The sequence below is a fragment of the Lactococcus sp. DD01 genome (assembly GCF_001578715.1).
Lineage (GTDB): Bacteria > Bacillota > Bacilli > Lactobacillales > Streptococcaceae > Lactococcus > Lactococcus petauri.
On the sequence record NZ_KQ968939.1, the window covers coordinates 1,562,768 to 1,584,390 of the forward strand.

Sequence of the window (21,623 nt, forward strand, 5' to 3'; positions counted from 1 at the left end):
AAAGGGTGCGAAATTCAGAGTCTAAACTAACAAAAACGGCTATTTGTCAAACTATAAATTATGCTACAATAATTATCTATTCTTAGTTAAGCTCCCCTCTTGAGGGGCTTTTTTCATGTCAACATTTTTCAACGTGTATAGCCTTTTTCCTTGCCGTATTTTTTCTTGATATGAGCTATCTATCCTTACCGTAACCTTACCGTTGTTTCTCCAAAAATTTTAGCGAAAACCTCGCTGTTATTTACCACCAAAACCTTGTACTAACCTTGTACCTTTCATTGGTGTAACCTTGGGGTTGTTTTTCGTTATAAATACTGCTGTTAAGCCAATGATAGCAAGTACAAGCACTACTTTTCTGACTTTGCTACTAGAATAGTTTTTTATGCTCACATTTGCCAACAATTCGTACCTCTTACCTTAGGGAAAACTTAGGGTTCTGATGTAGTAAAAATTAGTATTATCGTACCTTTTAGAGCCGTGTTCTGACTGGGTATGATATTTCAGTCTATAAACTTAACAAATGTCTTGAAATCGCAGTGTGCAAAAGGTTTTATACCCATTTTCTATTCATTCAAAACCTCCGAAAGCATGAAAAAACCTGTAATTTCGTACCTACTTTTTATCGTACAGCTCTAAGAAGTAATAAGCACCATTCTTACACAGCTTTCTGATATAGCCCTCTGATACGCCCTGCTCTCTTGCTATGGTTGTATAATACACGCGCTTAAGGTAGTGCCTAATGATGATATCATACTCTCGTGGGTGGGATTGTTTAAGCTGTGTGAATATCTGATTGACGTTTTCTATTTCTTCGTTTGTCATTTCATTATACATATTCTTATCTTGACCGAATTCATAGACATGCCATACTCGCCAAATAAGGTGTTCAAATCTAATAAATTCATCGTCCGTTATTTTTGTTTTGCTCATGTTTTCATTCCTTTCTGGTAAAAATAAAAGTTAAGTTTTGTAAGGTTTTCGTACCCTTTTCAATCCGTTGGGAGATTCCACTAATTTAGATATTCTCTGACTCTTGAAATAGTGCCTCTCTTTCTCTATCATTCATCATCTTCTATCAAGTAAAAAGAATAGCCCCACGTTGGCTTCGATCCATTTGCTTCACGCTTTTTTCTGTGACTGATAGAGCTTCTGATTGAATTCTGACTTATATTATGTCGTTCAGATAATTCTTTGACTGTACCGCAATCTATAAATGTGTCATTTTCGTAAAGAGCGTATAGTTTTAGACTCATATCGTAAAGCATTTGAATTTCTTGTTAAAGATTTTGCTTCATACAAGAATCCAGATAAAGACGAAGACATCAAAACAAATTCATTAAATAACGTTATAGACATGTTTTATAAAGAAATGCCAATGATCAAGGAATTACTTCATATTACGAGAAGAATCGGTAATGATGAAACACATTATTATAGAGAATTCACTAATATTGATATCGAAGATTTGAAAAAGTCAATCTATAACTTCTCTCTTTATATCAACATGATTTTAGATATTGAAGAACTTAGCCAGAAGACGAGTTAGTCTTCTTTTTTATATCCAATTGTTCCATAATTATTTGTTGGTTTTTAAGAATTACAACGGTGCGGTTAAGAAGTTCCTCTATCCCAATAGCTAATAATTCCGTGCTCATTTTTCCACCTCCTAGCCCAATTGGGCTTTTTCAATTCATTAAAAATTCTTTAATTTCATGAAACGCTAGTCCAGCTTGTAACATGCAGATAATGCTATCTGTATAAGCTCTAAGCGTTTCTTTTTGTTCCGCAGTTAATTTATCGCCTGACTTCTTGAAAGCTCTCAGACTGCGATATTTTCCCTCTGTCGTAAGCTGTACAAGCAAGTCAACAATTATCTTGTAGTAGTACGGCTTTAAGTTTTTACTCTGTGAAATAGCTTGATTTAATTTGTTCATATTCTTACTCGATCGCTGGGCACGCGCTTTAGTCAGTAAAGGTCAGTTTATTTTGTAGGCTTCGCATACCGCAGTAATAAAAATATTCGCGTATGGTGTGCCTTTCTGTTTCCCTAAGAGAATTGCGGATACATCTTGCTTAGGGTATCCAGTTAATCGCACTAAGGCTTGTTGTGTCCAGCCCTTATCTGACAGATACTGCTTAATTTTCAAGCGGTAGGCGTCCATGTTTTGCGTTGTGTCAATCATTGTTTAGTGTTCCTTTCTTTTTGTGTGTAAGGTATTTTGTAAGTATATTTATGTGTTTTCATTTGACAAATGAGTACACATTTACTACAATGGATGTATAGTAAAAATCGTATAGAAAAACTGCTTAATAAACTAATATCAACGGCTGGGGAGCTTATCGAATTTGTTTATAAGTGCTTTTTGCTTACGATTTATCTTACAAGGTTATTGTATAATATCTGTACTTACTTGTCAAATTTTAAGTACACATTTCATACAAATAATTTTCTTGTACTCTCTGAAAGGGCGCTACTAATGAATTTGTACGAAAAAATAAAAGAGCTTGCAGCTAAAAAAAATATATCAATAAGACAATTAGAAGAGAAACTACAACTTGCTAATGGAACTATAAGGCGTTGGGGTAAGACTAATCCCTCTACTAGTGCTGTTACAAAAGTTGCCGACTACTTCAACGTATCTGTAGACTATCTGCTGGGCCGTGAGGAAGCTAAGCCAGTAAACGAACCAATAGACTTAGCAAAGGTCGCAAACTCTGATGATGACGACGCCATTTGGGAAACGTTCCTAAGCGCTGGCGGTCGTCCTCTGACTGACAAAGATAAAGCCGTTATTAAAGCTGTCTTTTCTGATCGTTGGGAAGAACTTCAACAAAAAGCTAAAGACTTGAAAGATAGTGAAAAATGAGGGCGATAGATGAATCAAGAAGAACTAATTGCCCTTGTAATAGCTAAAGTTAAAAGTCTGGGGATTGACTATCGCCCTGCTACTCATGATAATCAAAGAGCTGTAATAAATGTTTGGTTAGGGATTGGAAGCTACTGTCCTAGTACTGCCACACCCTTCGACCACGCGCACGAGTATATGCACGCCTATTACAAAGATGAAAGACGTCAAGGAGAGTGCGACACATTAAGCCCTGTGGAAAAGAGAGCTAACAAAGAGGCAATACTCCTTTTGTGGGACTGGTTTGTCCAACGAGGCGGTACTTTTGACGATATAGCGCAATTCTGTGAAGTAACAGGATGTCCGTACCAAACGACAGACAGGCTCATTCGGTCGATGTGCTACGATGTTAGCGATAAGAGTTTCAAGGAGTGTGCTGTCGATTATATTAGTAAATTTGACATTATCACACGAGATAATGTCAATATCTACAATTTTTTAGACTATTACGGCTATCACTACAATGCTTTTGATGAGGCTAGAAGTCTACTTTTTGAGCTGTGTCGGTTTGAGTTGGTAGGAGAGTTGCCATGAAAAAATATAGGAATAAAATCATTGATATTAACGAGTGTCGACTATCTGATAGGTATTTGTTAGAAGAAATCAAGAAATTTAACCCTGTTTATGGTAACGGGTGGATGAATAAGGTCGAAAAAGAATATTTAAAAGATATGCTACGAGAAACCATTCAATGTCGTTTCATAAAACATCTATAAAGGTCCCATTATGCACGCGCCACGGTACTTATAGAACGGTATAACCGAAGAGCAGAAAATCCTATCTTAATTACCCTTGAAAAAATGAAAGAAGTATTGCGTACAGCATACTAGGAGATTAATATGTCTAACTTAGAAAAAAATAGAGATCAAGAACAAGGAAACGTAAGAATGTGTCCTAACTGCAAAACAATAGATGCCTTCATGCTTGGTCGAATACAACGACTTCAGCGTAACGATTTAACACTTGTCGTTACTGATGGGTATTGTTATGTATGTGATACAAAATTTCCTGATGGTGATAAAAAAACACCAGAAGACGCTAATTACACTCCATTGAGGGCGAGCAATAAACCCTTATAAGCTCACACATAAACTACACTTATGACTAAGTAATACATAATATGAAAGAGAAAAAATGAATATATTAAAGATATTTTTTATAATTTTAACATGCTTATTAGGAGCTATTGTATTTACTTGTATCTTAGTATCATTACTTTTAAAAGTTATAAAAAAGCGGGATTTCCTTAAATCCTTTAAATTTTTATTTGTTGATATATTTATACAAGGTATCTTGGTAGAGATTTTTAAAGGTTTTCATCCCGCTAATTGGTTCGAAGAGGAGTAAATAGGGATATTATTTTAGTCGCACGAGAAAACATGTACAATGACGGTGTGAAGTGCGAGATGAGAGGGTGTGGGGGTACTATGCCCCTATGTAGTTTTGAACGTTAACATTTCTTAACAAAATAAAAAGCGCCTGGGCGCGTGAAAGGAAGAGAAAAAAATATAATACATATATTTATAAATATATGTACGAATATATGTACGAATACTTAAGCGTATTAACCACACAAACAAGGGATGAGACATTTCCATGTGCGAATACGTGTACGAATATATATTCGCATTATTTTATTTTTAAATTATATACTATGGATATCACTGAAAAACAATTTTTAGAACTTTTAAATATGGGTGAGTCACAAAAAGTAGAATTTAAGGCTGCTAAATCTGCTTTCCCTAAAGATGCTTTAAAAACAATTTGCGCATTTTCGAATACAAATAATGGTTTACTAATTTTAGGAGTATCTGAAGATGATAAAAAGCGATTTTATGTTAGCGGAGTACAAGATACTAACAAAGTAATTGATGACTTGTTTAGTGTTTTAAATAATACTAATAAAGTCAATAAAAATGTCATAAATGAAAAAGATGTCACAATAAAAAGCTTTGAGGGGAAAGATATTATAATCATTCCCGTAAGAAAAGTACACTATAAAGACAAACCTATATTTTTGAATGGAAATATATCACAAAGTTTTTACCGCCAAGGCACTGGGGATTTTAGGTGCTCTCAAGAAACAATTAATGCGATGTTGCGTGACTCAGGAAATGAAAGTTTTGATAGTACAGTAATCACTGATTTTACAATTGATGACTTAGATACAGAAACAGTAAACAAATATATAGACAAGTTTAAGACTGTATCTGAAGACCACCCCTTTTTAAAATTAAGCAATGAAGAGTTTCTTGTAAAAATAAATGCCTTAAGGGTGAATAGGGAAACAGGTACTTTAAGTCCAACTGTGGCAGGTTTATTAGTCTTTGGTAAACATACTTCTATAAAAGAGTACATACCTCATTACTCTATTGAATATATCTACAAAGAATCCTCTGCAAATAATTCTTTTAAAGATAGAGTTATCTATGATGGAATTTGGGGGGAAGATAATCTTTTTAATTTCTTTTTTTATGTTATAGATAAGATGTACCTGACTTTGCAAAATACTTCAGAATTATCATCTGATTCAATTACTAGAAAAGGCGTTTCAAAATTAAGAGTTGCTCTGCGTGAAGCGTTTGTTAATTCTCTGATACATGGAGATTACAAGAGCGACAAGGGAGTACTTATTATCCGTTATGCTAATAGGTTTATATTTTCTAATGGAGGAACTCTGAGAATTGATCCCCAAGATTTCTTTTCTGGTGCACACTCAGATCCAAGAAATTATCTTATTCAAGAAATGTTTCGTTTTATTAACCTATGTGAAAAAGCCGGTACAGGTATACCAAAAATAATGGAAGCTGTACAGGACTATTCCTTAAAGTATCCTAATTTAGATGTGGATATTGATTCTGTAGAATTAACTTTATGGGACACCTCCATAATAGAAAGCCTTAATATAAGCCATCCATTGGAGAAACGTATAGTAGAGTACCTTATTCAGAATAAAATAGCATCTAGGAAAGATTTAGAACAAGACTTATCTACTCCCAAAAATACAATATTAAAGTACTTAAAAATATTAGAAAATAAAGGAATAATAGGGAAATCAAAAGACGGAAGACAATTTTTATATTATATTTCTCAAAATAATAAGAATGAATTTAGAAAATATAATCATTTAGAAAGCATGTATGCTCTATTAGAAGAAATTAAAAGAAGAGAAAAATTATAAAGCTAAGCATACAGTCATATATCAACAGCCTTTTAATTACTTTTTATAAGATTGACTAGAAAAGTCAATCATTCTTTATCTAGTCATAATTTAAGCAAATAGATCATATCATGCGTCTGCTCCTTACGTGCAATACTGAACCACGTTAAAAGCTAAAAGGATAATATAAATGGATGATGTTTCACTTAGAAGAGCTAAAAAGTTATATTGGACTCTTTGGGCTTTATCTTTGCTACTTGCCCTATCTGTAATGGTTTACTTACTCACGTTCCGCTGGATGATGTATCCACTCCTTGCGTTGATATCCCTCATGTTCGCAACTTTTTCTTTAAGTAGGGTTGTAGAATATGTCGTTTTAAGTAGAGTATATAAAAACAATACTACAGACTTTACTGTTCCTCGACCATTTCAAAAAAATAATAAATCAATAAATCCCAATAATACAAAAGGTAAAATAACTTGGTTCTTTAGTACTGTACCATTTATTTTTCTGAGTTTATTCATTGCAATTTTCGACATAGTACTATTCTTCATTTAAATTATTTTTATACCTCACATACTCTCTTAACCTACTACCATAACCCCCAACGCCTCATAACATCTATATATTGAACATGTTTAAATTCTTTTAACTTTGCCTTGCCTGACAATAGAACAGGAGATACAAACATGAATATAAAAGAGATCACAAAAAAAGACGGTACAATCGTGTACCGTGCTAGTGTTTATCTTGGCGTTGATAGTCTGACAGGTAAACAAGTGCGTACAACTGCCACGGCTAAGACTCGCAAACAATGCGAAATAAAAGCCAACCAAGCTATAAATAAGTTTAACAAAAATGGCTGTACGGTAGCAAGAGAAAGAGTAGTCTTTAAAGATTTTGAGGAACTTGCTTTAAGTTGGTTTGAAAGCTACAAGTTGACTGTTAAAGAAAACTCTATCCGAGTGGCAAACAATCAGTTAAAAGTCTATATATTGCCCGCTCTTGGATCATATAAGCTTGATAAGATAAACATTGTCTTATTACAAGGAATAGTAAATAAATGGGCGAGAAACGCGAATACAGCCACTATAACCAATGGACGGCGCGAGAAAGGCAATTCTAAAGATTATAAGTTACTTCTTAACTATATCAAGCGTATTTTAGACTACGCAATGCAACTCGGAGCAATTGACAGCAACCCAGCTAAACAAGTTTTACCGCCAAAATTAAAAGCAAGAGCAACTCAAAAGATTAAATACTTTAATAATGACGAACTAAAAAAATTTTTAAAGTACCTGGATAATTTAGAAACAACTGCAGAAAACCAAAGAATTGCTACTTTATATAAGTTATTGCTTGCTACTGGTTTACGTATCGGAGAAGCCCTAGTCCTCTCTTGGTCTGATATCAATTTTAAAGAGCAGTGCCTCGTTGTATCTAAAACACTGATACAAAAAACTAATACAGCACAAAATAGCGCTAAAACAAAAGAAAGTAACCGCACTGTGTTTTTAGATGTCGATACACTCCAATTGTTGAAAGAGTGGCAGATTAAACAGAATAACGGTGCAATTCCTTTACGCGATTGTTTAGTATTTTCATATCGCCAAATAATGAAATACTATTCAACCGAAAGAGAAACTTTAATCAAGCATTTTAAGAAAGCTGATGTTCCTAATATTGGATTTCATGGTTTCAGACACACTCATGCTAGTCTTTTAATGAATAATGACGTGAACCCTAAAGAAATACAGCACAGGCTCGGTCATTCTGATTATGGTATAACAATGAATACTTACAGCCACCTTGCTAAATCAAAAGAAAAAGATACTGCAGAAAAATTTGGCAATATCTTAAAAGTATTATGATTTTTGAGTAAACGTAGTTAAAAGCGTAGTTAACTTAAAATAAAAATAGTATAACCCTATTAAAATAAAGGATATAAAGAGTTTTACTCTTCATTCTTATATTGTAAAGCCAGAGGTCTATCTTTGTCAAGAGACTTATCCTATTGCACCTACAGCTAAGGCTGTTACTCAGATAAGCAAGATAGTATTACTATTATTAAAATAGCTTCAACATCTTATATCATCTTAATTCGATATAAAAAACAGTCTCATCTTAAAGATGAGACTGTTTACTTTATAGTGCCCCCTGCAGGGCTCGAACCTGCGACCCATAGATTAAGAGTCTACTGCTCTACCAACTGAGCTAAGGAGGCTATTCACATGTAATAACTTACTTTATTAGTATAGCACTTTCAGTAAAAATTGCAAGAATTTTTGTATTTATTTCTCTCATCCTTCAAGGCTCCATATGAGCTCTTTTAGCGTCTTTTGCAGAACCTTAGTAAAAAGATATGTGAAACAAGTTAAGAAAGCTCACAATGGCGTTTTATAGCCTTTTGAGTTAATAACTAAAGATACTAAGAGAATGACTTTATTTGTAAAAAAAATTTATAAATACACAAAAAAAAACACTGATTGAATGCCGTATGCTTACTCCAGTATTGAACCCGCCAAGAAGCCAGGTGGGTATTCTCGCTTCAGATCAGCTGCTCTTACTTTATTCAGAGTCTTAACGCTATCGAATGTCTCTTGAACCCCTATGCAATACAAATATAGTCGGTCAAAAATTTGAGTAAACTCGCACATTCCAGTGCTTTTCTATATACATATACTAACATGTTCCGAGGTCTTTTTCAAGTAAAAGAGTTAGCGGTTTCATCAGTAGTATATAAAATAAAAAAAGACAACCCTTAGATTGTCTTGGGACTGCGGATGTCAGACTCGAACTGACGACATCATGATTAACAGTCATGCGCTACTACCAACTGAGCTAATCCGCAATACTTGGCATCTACCTTATCTCACAGGGGGCAACCCCCAACTACTTCCGGCGTTATAGGACTTAACTTCTGTGTTCGACATGGGAACAGGTGTATCTCCTATGCAATGAATACCAAATATGGGAACACGAGGATTTGAACCTCGGACCCCTGCGTTATCAACACAGTGCTCTAACCAACTGAGCTATGCTCCCTCATATTTGAAATGTTTTTCATACTTTTATAAAAAACAAAGCGGGTGATGAGAATCGAACTCACAACATCAGCTTGGAAGGCTGAGGTTTTACCACTAAACTACACCCGCAAATGGCGCGAGACGGAATCGAACCGCCGACACATGGAGCTTCAATCCATTGCTCTACCAACTGAGCTACCGAGCCAAAAATGTAATTCAACAATTAATTGCGGGAGCAGGATTTGAACCTACGACCTTCGGGTTATGAGCCCGACGAGCTACCTAGCTGCTCCATCCCGCGATAATAAAAAGGAGGATGTGGGATTCGAACCCACGCACGGTTTTACCCGCCTGACGGTTTTCAAGACCGTTCCCTTCAGCCGGACTTGGGTAATCCTCCAAAAATAGTCCGTACGGGATTCGAACCCGTGTTACCGCCGTGAAAAGGCGGTGTCTTAACCCCTTGACCAACGGACCATCTTATTATTGCGCTGTCCTCTCGAACAGTACTTTTCTATTATACACTAATTTAGAAATATGTCAAGAATAAACTGTAGTTTTTCCAAAATAATTTCTTTTTAATTCGTGTTTAGATAGAACTTGTTGAGTGACAACTATATTAGTATACCATATTTTTATTTTTTGTCAAAGAAAAACTCGAATATTTAGATTATAAATATCCGAGTTTAGAAAAAAACAGTCTTATTCGACTGTTTTATCTTCTTTATTTTCATTAGCTGCTTCTTCTTGAGCTTTATTTGCATCTTCAAGGACTTCCTCGAATGATTTTGCTTCTACAGGCTCATTTTCGTGTTCGATAACATCATCCGGCATTTTACCTGTCTTATAAAGAGACATGATTTGTTTAGCATCCAATGTTTCGTATTTAAGAAGGGCAAGCGCAATAGCTTTATGTTGTTCACGGTGAGCTTCGATAATCTCAACAGCTTTATCGTAAGCTTCTTTCGTAATTGCACGGATTTCTTCATCAATAGCTTGTGCTGTAGCTTCTGAGTAAGTTTTTGTTTGTCCGTAATCACGTCCAATAAATACAGCTTGACTGCCTTCGTAACTGATTGTACCCAGTCTTTCTGACATACCGTATTGTGTCACCATACCACGAGCGATACGCGTAGCTTGTTCAAAGTCATTTGAAGCGCCTGTCGTGATAGCATTAAAGATAATTTGCTCAGCGGCACGGCCACCCATAAGACCTGCAAGGTTTTCTTGCATATCTTCTTTTGAAAGAAGGAATTGATCTTCCTTAGGAAGAGCAATCATATAACCACCGGCGCGGCCACGTGGAACGATCGTAACTTTATGGACAGTATTAGCATTTGAAAGGACCAAACCAACGATTGTGTGCCCTGCTTCATGGTAAGCCACCATTTCACGTTCACGTTCAGAGATTTTCTTGTCCTTCTTAGCTGGTCCTGCAATAACACGGTCTTGTGCTTCATCAATATCTGAAGCATCGATAACTTTTTTATCACGACGTGCGGCCACGAGAGCAGCTTCATTAAGGACATTTTCAAGATCGGCTCCAACAAAACCTGGGGTTTGTTGTGCAACAACTTTAAGGTCAACACTTGAATCAAGGGGTTTGTTTTTCGCATGCACACGAAGTACAGCTTCACGACCTTTAACATCAGGGGCGCCAACAAGTACTTTACGGTCAAAACGACCTGGACGTAGCAAAGCTGGATCGAGAACGTCTGAGCGGTTTGTCGCTGCGATAACAATAACAGAGTTATCATTGTCTTGGAAACCATCCATCTCAACCAAGAGTTGGTTAAGTGTTTGTTCACGTTCATCATTACCACCGCCAAGACCAGCGCCACGTTGACGACCGACAGCATCAATTTCATCAATAAAGATGATTGATGGTGCTGTCTTCTTCGCGTTTTCAAAAAGGTCACGTACACGGCTGGCACCAACACCGACAAACATTTCGACAAAATCAGAACCAGAAATAGAATAGAAAGGAACGCCAGCTTCACCGGCAACAGCTTTTGCAAGCAAAGTTTTACCTGTACCTGGAGGGCCCTCTAAAAGAACACCCGCAGGGATACGTGCACCAAGATCATGGTATTTTTTAGGATTTTTGAGGAAATCAACAACTTCGACAAGTTCTTGTTTTTCTTCTTCTGATCCTGCAACGTCTGCAAAGCGAACTTTTGAAGTTTTAGCGTCTTGTTGCTTCGCTCTAGATTTACCAAAGCTCATTGGATTGCCGGCACCGCCGCCACCACGTGAGCCCATTCCGCCCATCATTAGCCAGAAGAAGCCGACCATGAGAAGCATTGGTAAGATGTATGAAAGAATTTGGATCCACATACCGCTTGTTGAAGCTGGAACAACACTCACTTGGATTCCTTTTTCTTCTGCTGCTGTTTGGACACCTTTAATCACACTATCTGTAGGGATAATAAGCGATTGGAAATTCGTTACTTTAGAATTGTTGCCTGGTAAAAATGGAAGGTTGTTATTACCTTCTACAGGTTTGGGATCCTTGTATTCGCCAGAAACTGTAAACAGACTATCACTAGGCTGCATTTTCAGTGATTTAATATTACCGTCTTTAATGTCACTCATCAATGTAGAGTAGCTGATTTTATCAACGTTAGATTGATTGCCACTAAAGAAAGCATTAATACCGAAAACGATGACGATTACAAGCAAGACCCAACCTAGAGTACTTTTAATAAAGCCTCCGTTTTTATTGTTGTTAGGATTTGGATTGTTCATATTTTCTTCTTTGCCTTTTATTTTTTTATCTCTTAGTTATAGCATACTTACGTATCTTTTGCTATTAGTAAGCCCTATCATGAGCATTTTTCATACTTTGGTATGAGTTTTTTTATTTGTTATAAACTTCTTCTTTTAATACACCGACATAAGGGAGGTTACGGTAGTGGTTATCAAAATCAAGTCCGAAACCGACAACGAATTCATTTGGAATTGTAAAGCCAGTATAATCTGCATCAATTTCCACAACACGTCCTTCTGGTTTATCCAACAGTGTTACGATTTTAACGGTCGCCCCACGGTGTTCGAGAAGCTCTTTCAGATATTTCAAAGTACGGCCAGTATCGATGATATCTTCAACAATAATAATTTCTCGTCCAGTTACAGGAGTAGCCACGTCAAGAAGCAACTTTACTTCACCTGAAGACTCTGTTCCGCCATGATAGCTTGAAACGGTCATGAAATCCATTTCCAATTGGATATCCATGCGTTTAACTAATTCCGCAAGGAAGGGAACTGAGCCACGTAAAATGCCTAGAAGCAATGGATTTTTGTCTTTATATTCATCAGCAAGAATTTTTCCAAGTTCAATCGTTTTACTCTGGATTTCTTCTTCTGAAATGAGTACTTTTTTTATGTCTTTTTCAAGCATTATCAATATCCTCTCTTATAGTGGGTTTGACCCACAGCGTCCTTTTCATTTTATCATTTTTAAGGGCTTTACTCAAATCTGAAACAGTTAAATCAGTGATAGCATAGATATCTTTCTCAACTAAAATTAAAAGATTTTCGCGCTTTTCCAATGGAACATGTTGTTCAATAAAAAATTTCCGCAATTTTTTATGATGCCCATTTATCAAAATATAATCCCCTGGCTGACGCTTCCTTATTTCAATTTCACCTTCCATTGGAAGATCAACACGCATGAAACTAGCATCTTTGGGATCATCCTCCCTTATTTCGATTTCTTTTTTAGGGAAAGGTTGATTCGGAACAATCATGAAATACTGATCATTTTTCACAAAAAAATAGGCGCTAGATAATTCCGAACGGTATTGCTGCGGACGCTCAATAATCCATAAAAGTTCTGAAAATTTTGCTTTGGAAACCTGCAGGTCAGGGAATTTTTCTAGATATTCTTGAAGGATAAAATGTTGTAAAGCCCTCGATTGTCTGAAAAAAAGTTTGAGATTGATTTCGTCCTTGATAATTTCTAACTCTGCTATCTTATCTTTGATTACTGAAAAAGCCAAGGTAATTTCTTGCGACATACTTACAATTGCCTCAGAAAACTGTGGATTTTCCTGTGTAAGTGCTGGTATATATTGATTACGTACACGATTGCGCAAATAATCCGTTCCTGCATTTGTTACATCCTCAAAATATTCCTCCGCATCAAAATCTGCTTTACTAAAAGTGAGTAAAGGACGAATTAATTCACCGGAACCAAAGGCCTGACGTTCAGGAATTCCGGTCAAATGGCGTAAACGTCGTCCTGTAATTTCGCGCATGAGGACTGTTTCAACTTGGTCGCCTTTGTGATGCGCTGTGACCAAAGCAGTACAGTTTTTATCTGCCATAACTTGACGAAAAAACTCATAACGCATGTTTCTTCCTGCTTCTTCGCTGAATTTCTCATCAGAATCATAATGAGCAACTTCCAATTCAATCTGGAGCTCCGTCATTTTTTGCTTCAGTTGTTCTTCTTCCCAATCTGCAACATCGCGTAAACCATAGTTTACATGTGCTGTAAACAGTTCAACCTCAAGTTCTTTGCGGTAAGTATAAAGCCAATTGAAAAGAGTCATTGAATCTTTCCCACCAGATAAGGCAACTAAAACGCGTCTGTGCTCTTTAAAGAATTCCTTTTGTTGAACCAGTTTTAGAAATCTATTCATTTGAGTACCTCATAGACATCCTTGGAAATTTGAGAAATGATCTTGTCACTACCACCTTTTGTTTCTACCACCAAGATATAAGGTTGATTTGTAAAGACAATAGCTGCATCATGATTGTAAGCATCAGCAGCACCAATTTTATGAGCAACACGAACATTTTTAGGTAAACCTGCCTGTATTTTTACATCGTCAAATTGTGTATCAAATAGAGCATTGAAGGAGTAACCTCCTTCATTATACAGAGCTTCGAGCACTCTTCCGGTCATTTCAGCTGAGGCTTCTCGCTCAACCGGATCCCAAGCTTCCCCTGCGATTTTTGTAATCTCATTTCGAAAAGCTGGAGAAAATTGTCCCGTTTCATAGTAGGCTAAAAGATTGCTTCCCACATTATCCGAGTTTTTTGCTGTCCGATCGATAACTTCTGATAAGGAATAGCCTTTATTATCAGCTATAACTGGTAGTGTTCCTGTTCCTCCAGCTTCAAATGAACCTTTAAATGTATTAATTGCAGTATTATATAGCAATTTGTCGCTTAAGGTTGCTTGACCTTCATTTAAGCGCTTTTGTGTCCAATACAATATCGGAAGCTTCGATAAACTCGCTGCATACATCTTTTGCTTTTGGTTGACACCTATTGTAAATGAGTTGTCCAGTTGTTTAACATAAATAGAATACTTTGAATCGTCATACTTTTGCTTCAACATCTCTTGAGCCTGAACCATCTTAGGGTCTTCAAACTTCAAGTTTTCCTTGCTAATCCATCCTGTTTGTCCCCCATTAAAGATAACCTCATAATAAGTGCCCCAATGAGTTGTGGCGACTTGATTGGTAAGCAGTTTTTGACCACCTGAAAGTTTTGTGTAAACTTCCTTGTCATAAGTCGTAAACGGACTATAATAAACTTCAGCTGTCTTTGCTGTATAAACACTTATCTTTTGCTCTTCTTTGTTCAGTAAAACATCTGAACCTATCATTTTCGGATCTGCTTTGACAAAAGTATGATTGGCCAATTCAAACATATTTTCTTTTAAATTTATAATTTCAAGCTGTTTCTGCCTCGGAAATTCCCCGATTTTTTGTGTCATGGCTACATCTTTGTAGGCTATTACTTGGGTAAGCGTCACGGCACGAGAAGGTATGCTTGTATAGTAATTTTCCTTACTTTGTGTTAAGCTTTTTACTTTGGAATCAATGCTTACATTTTGATTCTTCTGCGGCAAGATAAAAAAGGCTGGCATGAGCATTATAATCATTACCAACCAAACAGCTATATTCATTTCATTCTTCAGTTTTTGCATTTTCTAAAACCTTATCAATCATATCGTATGCTTTACTTAAGTCTGCGGTTTTCCAGTGCATATTCTTAATCCACATTGGATTACCACCGTGCAGAAATTCATAAGTTCTTTGCCGTTGGCCAAAAGATTCGCCAGTAATATCCCAAGCTAAATTAAGCAGAAGTGCACGATCCTCTGCCTGAAGCAATGGACTAGTCATACTTGCTTTCAAAAGGTCAGCTATTTCGGAATTTTCAAATTCTCGAAAATCTGGCACGGCAACAATTGAGCCACTAGCAAATTCAGCGATGGCCCGAAGGGCCTCGTCATAATACTTTGTTAAACTCGCACGAACGGCAAGTAAAACTTGCATATTTGGTTTTAAGACTTCATTTTCTATCTGTGCAGTATATTCACTCGCCAAAATACTGGATTTAATCATTTCCAAATTTACTGTTAAAGTTCCTAAAATCTCTTGCACACGCAAAAACTCAGTTAAGCCTAATTTTTCTGCTAAGCGTACAGCTAAGCCTGTTACAAATTCTAACTTCACATAGCCGCGAACTTCATCTTGATGTGCCGTATGTACAAAAAATCCTGAACCTTCAAAGAATGCATTCGACAAGGCAACATCACCACAAACAAAAAGACGTTCATTTGGGATAAAGACATCATCAAAAATGATAAACGCATCCATCTCGTCAAAAGATCCCGAAAGGGGATAATCTTTGAGAGAAAATTCCTCTCGCATTGTGGATTTACGACAGACAATCTTCACACCTTCAGTAGCTAAGGGAACAGAAAAAGCCAGAGCAAACTTTTTATCTTCAGCTGAGAGCCCCGGCAAGTTAAAGACCATTAATTCATCAGCTAAAGGCGCCAAAGTATTAACCTGTTTGGCACCACGAACAAGAACACCATCTGGACGCTCTTCTTTGATCCAAACTGCTGCAAATTCTTGCCCTTCTTCAAGCAAGGTATTCAAATTTTTCGAACGATCCACTTGAGGATTCTGAATTGCATGGGAAACGAATAAGTCTTTCTCCTTAACACCTTCTCCCCATTTTTTAGCATTTAGTGCATAATTCGTGCGTTGATCTGCTCCTAGAATATCAGCATAATAATCAAGAACAGCAATGCCCGTATCAATAAAATCAGGTGTACGTCCTAGCATACCAAAGCTTTCACGCGCCACATCCTCATAAATCTTACGTTTTTTGGCCAAATCCTCAATACTTTTAGGTGGAAGAAACATCGTAGGACGCTGAATATCCTTTTCATCATACATATGCCCTGCTTTTTCGTTTTGCAACTCGTAATAACGTTGAATGTATTTTAAAGTCCGTGCAAAAACTGGTTCTGCTGTAAAATCTTCAATTCGTTTTCCTTGATAATATACAGCACGTCCGTCATTCAAGTTTCCGTCTTTTGTCGTCATAATCTTTTAAGGTTCCCGTTTTTTGTGCTTAAATCTCTCAGACGATCTTCAGTTTCTTCCAAAAAACTCCCAAAAGTTTCTTTAAAATCTTTTTCGATAAAAGATAGTTCTATTTTTCCATCTTCACGTTCCTTCAAAACTTCCACTTCAATTAGATCGCCTGCTTTAAATTTTATCTGTCTTTTAGGTATATTCGACCACCGTAAAAGACCTGTTTTTGAATCAGAAAAAAGGACAAAAAGTCCAAATTTACTGATTGATTTTATTTTTCCAATCACGGCTCTATCCCACCATTGACAAGTTCTGGAATGCTAAAAACTTTCTCATTTGCTTGGGAATCATCTAATTTAGCACGCGCATATTTTGCTAAAAAGGTTGGATCTTTGAGTTTACTGATATCTGAACTTTTAAGGGCTAAATCGTGGTCCAATGCTGCATTTTTCTGTGCAGCTTGAGCCTCCATTGCAATTTGTTTTTGTAAATTTTGATAAGACTGTACCACACTGATAGTTGCTAAGCTAAAAAGCAACATTGCTCCAATCAAAATAATACCTAGATGTTTCCGTCGAGGTAGAGGATGGGAGTTTCTTTCTGTTTGTTTAGCATTCGTATAATCATTTTTCAAATGAATAATTTGTTTGTCCATTTTTCCTCCGAAAAATTTATAGCTGAATTATAGTTCAGTATCTGCAGTAATCCGTGTTTCACTCAAAATTTTATACATTTTTTCTGCGTCTTCTTTACGCGTGAATTCTTTAAGTTCTAGAACACTTACTTCTACAATCTTGTTTCCAAAGCGAATTTCAATGACATCATCAAATTTAACATCACTTGAAGATTTCGCTATTTTCCCATTGATCTTAATTCGTCCCTTATCAGCAACTTCTTTAGCTACAGGGCGACGTTTTATCAGACGAGAAACCTTTAAAAATTTATCTAATCTCATAGTGGTTATTATAACACACTTCAAGCCTTTTGAAAAATCACTTGAAATTATTTTTAGAGTCGTTAAAGGCTTTTAAATAAAGAGTTCTCTAAAATAAAAGAATAATGTTTCATATGAAACATTATTCTTTTTCGTGCTTATCTCTTAATTCTGAAAGTTTTTCAGTAAAATTCATGATTTCACGTAGAAGAACAACATCTTTTCGATTTTCAATTTTAAAACGAAAAGTCATTTTTCCTAGCTTCTCACCCACACTTGCTTTTAAGTTTGTTTCAGACAAAGCTTCAAAATACTCTTGTGGATCATACATCGTATTGGCTGATTTAGCCATTATTAGCACAACTTCAAATTTATTTTTTTCGATTTTTTCAACGAGAGCATTATCCGCAAATGTTTTCAATAACCCAATTTCTAACAAGTAGGCAACCTCATCCGGATACTCTCCAAAACGGTCCATCATCTCATCTTGTAGTTCTTCATAGTTTTTTCGAGTATCCACTTGGCGAATACGCTTATAAATCTCAATTTTTTGTCTTTCATCACCGATATAATAACTTGGAATAAAAGCATCTAAGCCAAGCATAATTTCCGCATTGGTCTTCATCTTAATCTTATCGCCACCCATACGCTTATGGACTGCTTCTTCAAGCAATTGCGAGTAAAGTTCAAAACCAACCGAATCAATAAAGCCAGATTGTTCTGCTCCCAGCAAATTTCCTGCGCCTCGAATTGAAAGATCACGCATTGCAATTTTGAAACCTGAGCCAAGTTCTGTAAAGCCCTTGATTGCTTCTAAACGCTTTTCTGAAACTTCAGATAAGATTTTTTCTGGTTTATACATAAAGTAAGCATAAGCAACTCGACTGCTTCGGCCCACGCGCCCCCTTAATTGATACAGTTGCGATAATCCCATCATATCGGCATTTTCAATAAAGAGCGTATTGGCATTTGGAATATCAACCCCTGTTTCAATAATCGTCGTTGCCACTAAGACATCATATTCATTATTTATAAAATCCATCAAGGTATTTTCTAATTGAATTTCTGTCATCTGTCCATGAATATAGCCAATTCTTGCCTCAGGTATCAACTCTTCCAGTTGGGAAACTTTTTGCTCAATACTGTCTACTCGGTTATGAACGTAGTAAACCTGCCCACCACGCGAAATCTCCCGAAGTACAGCATCACGTACAACTCCATAATTTGTTTCCATTACATATGTTTGGACAGGATAACGGTTTGTTGGTGGCGTTTCAATGACTGATAAATCACGAATACCTAACATTGACATATGCAAGGTTCTCGGTATAGGTGTTGCGGTAAGTGTCAAAACATCAACCTGTGTTTTTAATTCTTTCAAACGTTCCTTGTGTTTGACACCGAAGCGCTGTTCCTCATCAATAATCATTAAGCCCAAGTCAAGAAATTCGACATCCTTGGATAAAAGACGATGGGTACCAATGATTAAGTCCACGCGTCCTTTCTTTAACTTATCCAAAATCTCCGTTTGTTGAGCCTTGGTTTGGAAACGACTCAAAACAGCAATGTTTACACCAAAGTTTACAAAGCGTTCCATAAAGTTATTATAGTGTTGTTCCGCTAAAACAGTGGTTGGTACTAAAACGGCGACCTGTTTACTGTCATTAATTGCTTTAAAGGCTGCACGCATTGCAACCTCTGTTTTCCCAAAGCCAACATCTCCCACTAATAGTCGATCCATCGGTCGCTCAAGTTCCATATCCTTTTTGATTTCACTAATTGAGCGCAACTGGTCTGCAGTTTCTGGGTAAGCAAATCCATTGTCAAATTCTTCCTGGTTAACATCATCCACAGAAAAAGCATGACCTTTTAAAGCTTGTCTTGCCGAATACAGCTTGATCAGGTCCTCAGAAATATCTTCGACTTGTTTACTTACAGATGACATCGTTTTACGCCAACGGCCATCATTAAGCTTATTTATCTTGGGAGTTTTTCCCTCAGCCGCAGAGTATTTACTTAATAGATTCAGATGGTCGACTGGAACCGATATCGTATCACCATTTTGATATTGAATCGTCAAGTAATCACGATGCATTCCTGATACTTCAATGGTTTGAATACCTAAGTATTTCCCTATCCCGTGATTTTTATGTACAACGTAATCACCAACTTCGAGTTCATTGTAATCTTTTAGACGTTCTGCATTAGTGATATTTAAACGCCGTGTTTTTTTCTTTCTTGCTTTACCAAAAATTTCTGACTCAGTAATAACAACAAGTTTCTCATCAATAAAATTAAAACCATTGTTAAGATTTAAATTCAAAAGGTTTATTTTTCCTTTTTGAATTTCATCAGTGGATACCATTTGAAGCTCTAAATCTAGTTTCTGGAGCTCCGAACGTAGTTTCTCAGAAGACACAGCCAAAACAACTGTAAAACCCTGGTTTACAAACCTGTCAACTTCGGTGTAAAAGAGTTCCATTTGCCCAAAGAACTGCTGCATCGAATGTTGATTAAAATTATATAAAGCATCAAACTTTATATTACCTAAGCCTTTTTGAAAATTCGAGAAAAAACTTGCCGGTTTGTGAGAACGTAACTTAGAAATAACATCTAAAAGATAGGTTTGTCCTTCAAAAGAGCGTCCCATACTTTTTTCCGAAACAATAAATTCTGCAAGTTCTTGTTCTGTTTTATTATTGGCTTCGTTAATTTTTTGAAAATCATCAATAAAGATTTGAATATTTTTCGGAAAATAATTCAAAAGAGAGGCTGGCTTTTCATAAAAATATTCTGCAAACTTGCGTAACTCTTTATGATAGTAATGATTTTCCGCTGCTGCAATCACTTCTTCAAAATAAGATTGAGCTGTAGGATCGGTTACATTTTGTAGCTGAGCACTTAATTTTTTTACACCTTGCTCAAATTCCCAAGGCATTAAAATAAAATCGCTCGCCGGATATATTTCTACTTGATCCATATTTTCGTGCGAGCGTTGTGTCTCACTATCAAATGCACGAATCGTATCTACTTCGTCGCTAAAAAATTCCAGTCTTAAAGGTTGAGCTGCATCGAGTGGATAAATATCCACGATATCGCCACGTTGTGAAAACTCTCCAGGTACCATCACACGCTGTGTCTTCTCATAACCGGCGCTGGCTAATATTTCGAGTAGACTTGTCATCTCAAATTCATCACCTTGAGTCAGGAGAAGGTAGTTTTCTTGAAAATTATCAGGGTGAGGCAAGAGCGAACGTAAAGCCATAAAAGGAACGACCAAAAATCCTGTTTGCTGTGTATCAAGCAGGAAATTTAGAGCTTCAAGACGATAGGCTGTCCGGTCTTTACTTGCTATTGCAAATTCAGCATAGACATTGTCATCTGAAAAAAATTGGTAAACCTTCTCATCTTCAACAAGATTAGTCAGTTCATCATAAAGTTCGTTTGCGTGGTATTGATTATCAGTGACAATCACGTACTTATCCGGATTATTCTCATAAGCATTAGCCATAACCATCGCCTGAGCAGTTCCAGATAGACCGGTTAAAAGCGTACGCTCTGCTTTTGCAAAACTTCTCTGCCATGATTGTAAATCGTGGTTTTGATCAAAAAATTCGTTTAATTTCATTGTCCGTTAAATTTATTCATTGCTTGTGAAAAATCATTTGATTCAATATAGAATTTAACTGCCTCTACAGCCTTGTTTATGCCGTCCTGTGCAATTTCTACATTTTCTTTATCAAATTTAGATAAGACATGTGCAACTACTGTTTTTCCATGTTCTGGACGTCCAATCCCAATTTTTACTCGGTTGAACTGCTCTGTCCCTAGATGAGTAATTGTTGACTTTATTCCACGTTGACCACCTGAAGAACCTTTTTGACGCATTCTCACGCGTCCAATAGCCGAGTCCATATCGTCAACAATGACCGTTAAATCTGCTGGATCCAGATTATAGTAAGTCACTAAAGGTTGGATGGCGCGTCCTGATTCATTCATGAAGGTTTGCGGTTTTACTAGAAAAACTTTTTCACCATTAACGAAAGTAGAAGCAACTTCAGCCATAAAGGTTTTTTCCATGCTAAAGTTTACACCATAGTCTTTTGCAAGTAAATCAACAGCCATAAAGCCCATATTATGTTTGGTTTGCTCATACTTGTCGCCAGGATTTCCTAGCCCTACAATCATTTTTGTCATTTTTTCTCCTCTTTCCCAAAAATAGCAAAAGGCTGATTCATACAAAT

The 21,623-nt window shown here is 36.4% G+C and carries 22 protein-coding genes, 8 tRNA genes and 1 rRNA gene; 8 read left to right on the forward strand and 23 right to left on the reverse strand.

Annotation, left to right across the window (positions count from 1 at the left end):
- Positions 1–612 precede the first annotated feature (612 nt).
- Positions 613–930 carry an antiterminator Q family protein gene (locus tag LACDD01_RS07635; RefSeq protein ID WP_061414066.1) on the reverse strand — a complete coding sequence of 106 codons (318 nt, stop codon included), beginning with the start codon at positions 928–930 and terminating at the stop codon, positions 613–615.
- 283 nt (positions 931–1,213) lie between these two features.
- On the opposite strand from LACDD01_RS07635, the gene LACDD01_RS07640 reads away from it, so the two are divergent.
- On the forward strand, positions 1,214–1,546 hold the full coding sequence (locus LACDD01_RS07640; protein ID WP_061414068.1) for a DUF4145 domain-containing protein: 333 nt from the start codon (positions 1,214–1,216) through the stop codon (positions 1,544–1,546).
- Here the strand turns inward: LACDD01_RS07640 and LACDD01_RS12530 are convergent.
- From LACDD01_RS12530 to LACDD01_RS07650, 3 genes are read right to left on the reverse strand one after another with little or no spacing between them, the layout of a single operon-like run.
- A complete protein-coding gene (locus LACDD01_RS12530) occupies positions 1,527–1,655 on the reverse strand; it encodes a hypothetical protein (protein ID WP_255357177.1) in 129 nt (42 codons plus the stop codon). The two genes, LACDD01_RS07640 and LACDD01_RS12530, sit on opposite strands and share 20 nt — an antisense overlap.
- A 30-nt stretch (positions 1,656–1,685) precedes the next feature.
- Entirely contained in the window at positions 1,686–1,934 is a 249-nt protein-coding gene (locus LACDD01_RS07645; protein ID WP_061414071.1) for a hypothetical protein, read from the reverse strand.
- Between the two features lie 42 nt (positions 1,935–1,976).
- Positions 1,977–2,183, reverse strand: a complete 207-nt coding sequence (locus tag LACDD01_RS07650) for a helix-turn-helix domain-containing protein (RefSeq protein ID WP_004259899.1) — start codon at positions 2,181–2,183, stop codon at positions 1,977–1,979.
- Between the two features lie 294 nt (positions 2,184–2,477).
- On the opposite strand from LACDD01_RS07650, the gene LACDD01_RS07655 reads away from it, so the two are divergent.
- The 7 genes from LACDD01_RS07655 to LACDD01_RS07690 all read left to right on the forward strand — a co-directional run bounded on the left by LACDD01_RS07655 (position 2,478) and on the right by LACDD01_RS07690 (position 7,938).
- Positions 2,478–2,867: an XRE family transcriptional regulator gene (locus tag LACDD01_RS07655; RefSeq protein WP_061414178.1), complete on the forward strand. Its 390-nt coding sequence runs from the start codon at positions 2,478–2,480 to the stop codon at positions 2,865–2,867.
- A gap of 9 nt (positions 2,868–2,876) precedes the next feature.
- Entirely contained in the window at positions 2,877–3,440 is a 564-nt protein-coding gene (locus LACDD01_RS07660) for a hypothetical protein (protein WP_061414073.1), read from the forward strand.
- Positions 3,437–3,622: a hypothetical protein gene (locus tag LACDD01_RS07665; protein ID WP_061414075.1), complete on the forward strand. Its 186-nt coding sequence runs from the start codon at positions 3,437–3,439 to the stop codon at positions 3,620–3,622. Before LACDD01_RS07660 ends, LACDD01_RS07665 begins: the two co-directional genes overlap by 4 nt.
- Positions 3,623–3,745: 123 nt before the next feature.
- Positions 3,746–3,985 (forward strand): hypothetical protein, encoded by a 240-nt coding sequence (locus tag LACDD01_RS07670; RefSeq protein ID WP_061414077.1) that lies wholly within the window; start codon positions 3,746–3,748, stop codon positions 3,983–3,985.
- Positions 3,986–4,560: 575 nt separating this feature from the next.
- Entirely contained in the window at positions 4,561–6,087 is a 1,527-nt protein-coding gene (locus LACDD01_RS07680) for an RNA-binding domain-containing protein (RefSeq protein ID WP_061414182.1), read from the forward strand.
- Positions 6,088–6,256: 169 nt separating this feature from the next.
- Complete coding sequence (locus LACDD01_RS07685) at positions 6,257–6,625, forward strand: hypothetical protein (protein WP_061414080.1); 369 nt, start codon at positions 6,257–6,259, stop codon at positions 6,623–6,625.
- A gap of 131 nt (positions 6,626–6,756) precedes the next feature.
- A complete protein-coding gene (locus LACDD01_RS07690; protein ID WP_061414082.1) occupies positions 6,757–7,938 on the forward strand; it encodes a tyrosine-type recombinase/integrase in 1,182 nt (393 codons plus the stop codon).
- A gap of 280 nt (positions 7,939–8,218) precedes the next feature.
- On the opposite strand, the gene LACDD01_RS07695 is transcribed toward LACDD01_RS07690, so the two are convergent.
- The 19 genes from LACDD01_RS07695 to pth form a co-directional block, all read right to left on the reverse strand.
- Positions 8,219–8,291: transfer RNA gene (locus LACDD01_RS07695), tRNA-Lys, on the reverse strand.
- A gap of 553 nt (positions 8,292–8,844) precedes the next feature.
- Positions 8,845–8,918, reverse strand: a tRNA-Asn gene (locus tag LACDD01_RS07700).
- A 2-nt stretch (positions 8,919–8,920) separates the two neighbouring features.
- Positions 8,921–9,036 (reverse strand): 5S ribosomal RNA (rrf, locus tag LACDD01_RS07705).
- 2 nt (positions 9,037–9,038) lie between these two features.
- Positions 9,039–9,112: transfer RNA gene (locus tag LACDD01_RS07710), tRNA-Ile, on the reverse strand.
- A 39-nt stretch (positions 9,113–9,151) separates the two neighbouring features.
- Positions 9,152–9,222 (reverse strand) — tRNA-Gly (locus LACDD01_RS07715).
- Positions 9,223–9,225: 3 nt separating this feature from the next.
- Positions 9,226–9,298: transfer RNA gene (locus LACDD01_RS07720), tRNA-Phe, on the reverse strand.
- A gap of 22 nt (positions 9,299–9,320) precedes the next feature.
- Positions 9,321–9,394, reverse strand: a tRNA-Met gene (locus tag LACDD01_RS07725).
- 9 nt (positions 9,395–9,403) lie between these two features.
- Positions 9,404–9,493, reverse strand: a tRNA-Ser gene (locus tag LACDD01_RS07730).
- A gap of 5 nt (positions 9,494–9,498) precedes the next feature.
- Positions 9,499–9,570: transfer RNA gene (locus LACDD01_RS07735), tRNA-Glu, on the reverse strand.
- 225 nt (positions 9,571–9,795) lie between these two features.
- Positions 9,796–11,841, reverse strand: coding sequence for an ATP-dependent zinc metalloprotease FtsH (gene ftsH / locus LACDD01_RS07740; protein ID WP_003133580.1), 2,046 nt, complete (start codon positions 11,839–11,841; stop codon positions 9,796–9,798).
- Between the two features lie 112 nt (positions 11,842–11,953).
- Entirely contained in the window at positions 11,954–12,493 is a 540-nt protein-coding gene (hpt, locus tag LACDD01_RS07745) for a hypoxanthine phosphoribosyltransferase (RefSeq protein ID WP_003133579.1), read from the reverse strand.
- Positions 12,486–13,739: a tRNA lysidine(34) synthetase TilS gene (gene tilS / locus LACDD01_RS07750; protein ID WP_061414084.1), complete on the reverse strand. Its 1,254-nt coding sequence runs from the start codon at positions 13,737–13,739 to the stop codon at positions 12,486–12,488. Before tilS ends, hpt begins: the two co-directional genes overlap by 8 nt.
- Positions 13,736–15,037 (reverse strand): serine hydrolase, encoded by a 1,302-nt coding sequence (locus LACDD01_RS07755; RefSeq protein WP_061414086.1) that lies wholly within the window; start codon positions 15,035–15,037, stop codon positions 13,736–13,738. The genes tilS and LACDD01_RS07755 overlap by 4 nt, the downstream gene beginning before the upstream one ends.
- Entirely contained in the window at positions 15,018–16,454 is a 1,437-nt protein-coding gene (locus tag LACDD01_RS07760) for a 4-hydroxyphenylacetate 3-hydroxylase N-terminal domain-containing protein (RefSeq protein WP_061414088.1), read from the reverse strand. The genes LACDD01_RS07755 and LACDD01_RS07760 overlap by 20 nt, the downstream gene beginning before the upstream one ends.
- On the reverse strand, positions 16,451–16,732 hold the full coding sequence (locus tag LACDD01_RS07765) for a S1 RNA-binding domain-containing protein (protein ID WP_019292435.1): 282 nt from the start codon (positions 16,730–16,732) through the stop codon (positions 16,451–16,453). Before LACDD01_RS07765 ends, LACDD01_RS07760 begins: the two co-directional genes overlap by 4 nt.
- Positions 16,729–17,100: a septum formation initiator family protein gene (locus tag LACDD01_RS07770; protein ID WP_019335920.1), complete on the reverse strand. Its 372-nt coding sequence runs from the start codon at positions 17,098–17,100 to the stop codon at positions 16,729–16,731. Before LACDD01_RS07770 ends, LACDD01_RS07765 begins: the two co-directional genes overlap by 4 nt.
- Before the next feature lie 27 nt (positions 17,101–17,127).
- The gene (locus tag LACDD01_RS07775; RefSeq protein ID WP_017370095.1) at positions 17,128–17,400 is read right to left on the reverse strand and encodes an RNA-binding S4 domain-containing protein; all 273 of its coding nucleotides are present in this window, start codon (positions 17,398–17,400) and stop codon (positions 17,128–17,130) included.
- A 121-nt stretch (positions 17,401–17,521) separates the two neighbouring features.
- Complete coding sequence (mfd, locus tag LACDD01_RS07780) at positions 17,522–21,007, reverse strand: transcription-repair coupling factor (protein WP_061414090.1); 3,486 nt, start codon at positions 21,005–21,007, stop codon at positions 17,522–17,524.
- Complete coding sequence (gene pth / locus LACDD01_RS07785; RefSeq protein WP_061414092.1) at positions 21,004–21,576, reverse strand: aminoacyl-tRNA hydrolase; 573 nt, start codon at positions 21,574–21,576, stop codon at positions 21,004–21,006. The genes mfd and pth overlap by 4 nt, the downstream gene beginning before the upstream one ends.
- Positions 21,577–21,623 lie beyond the last annotated feature (47 nt).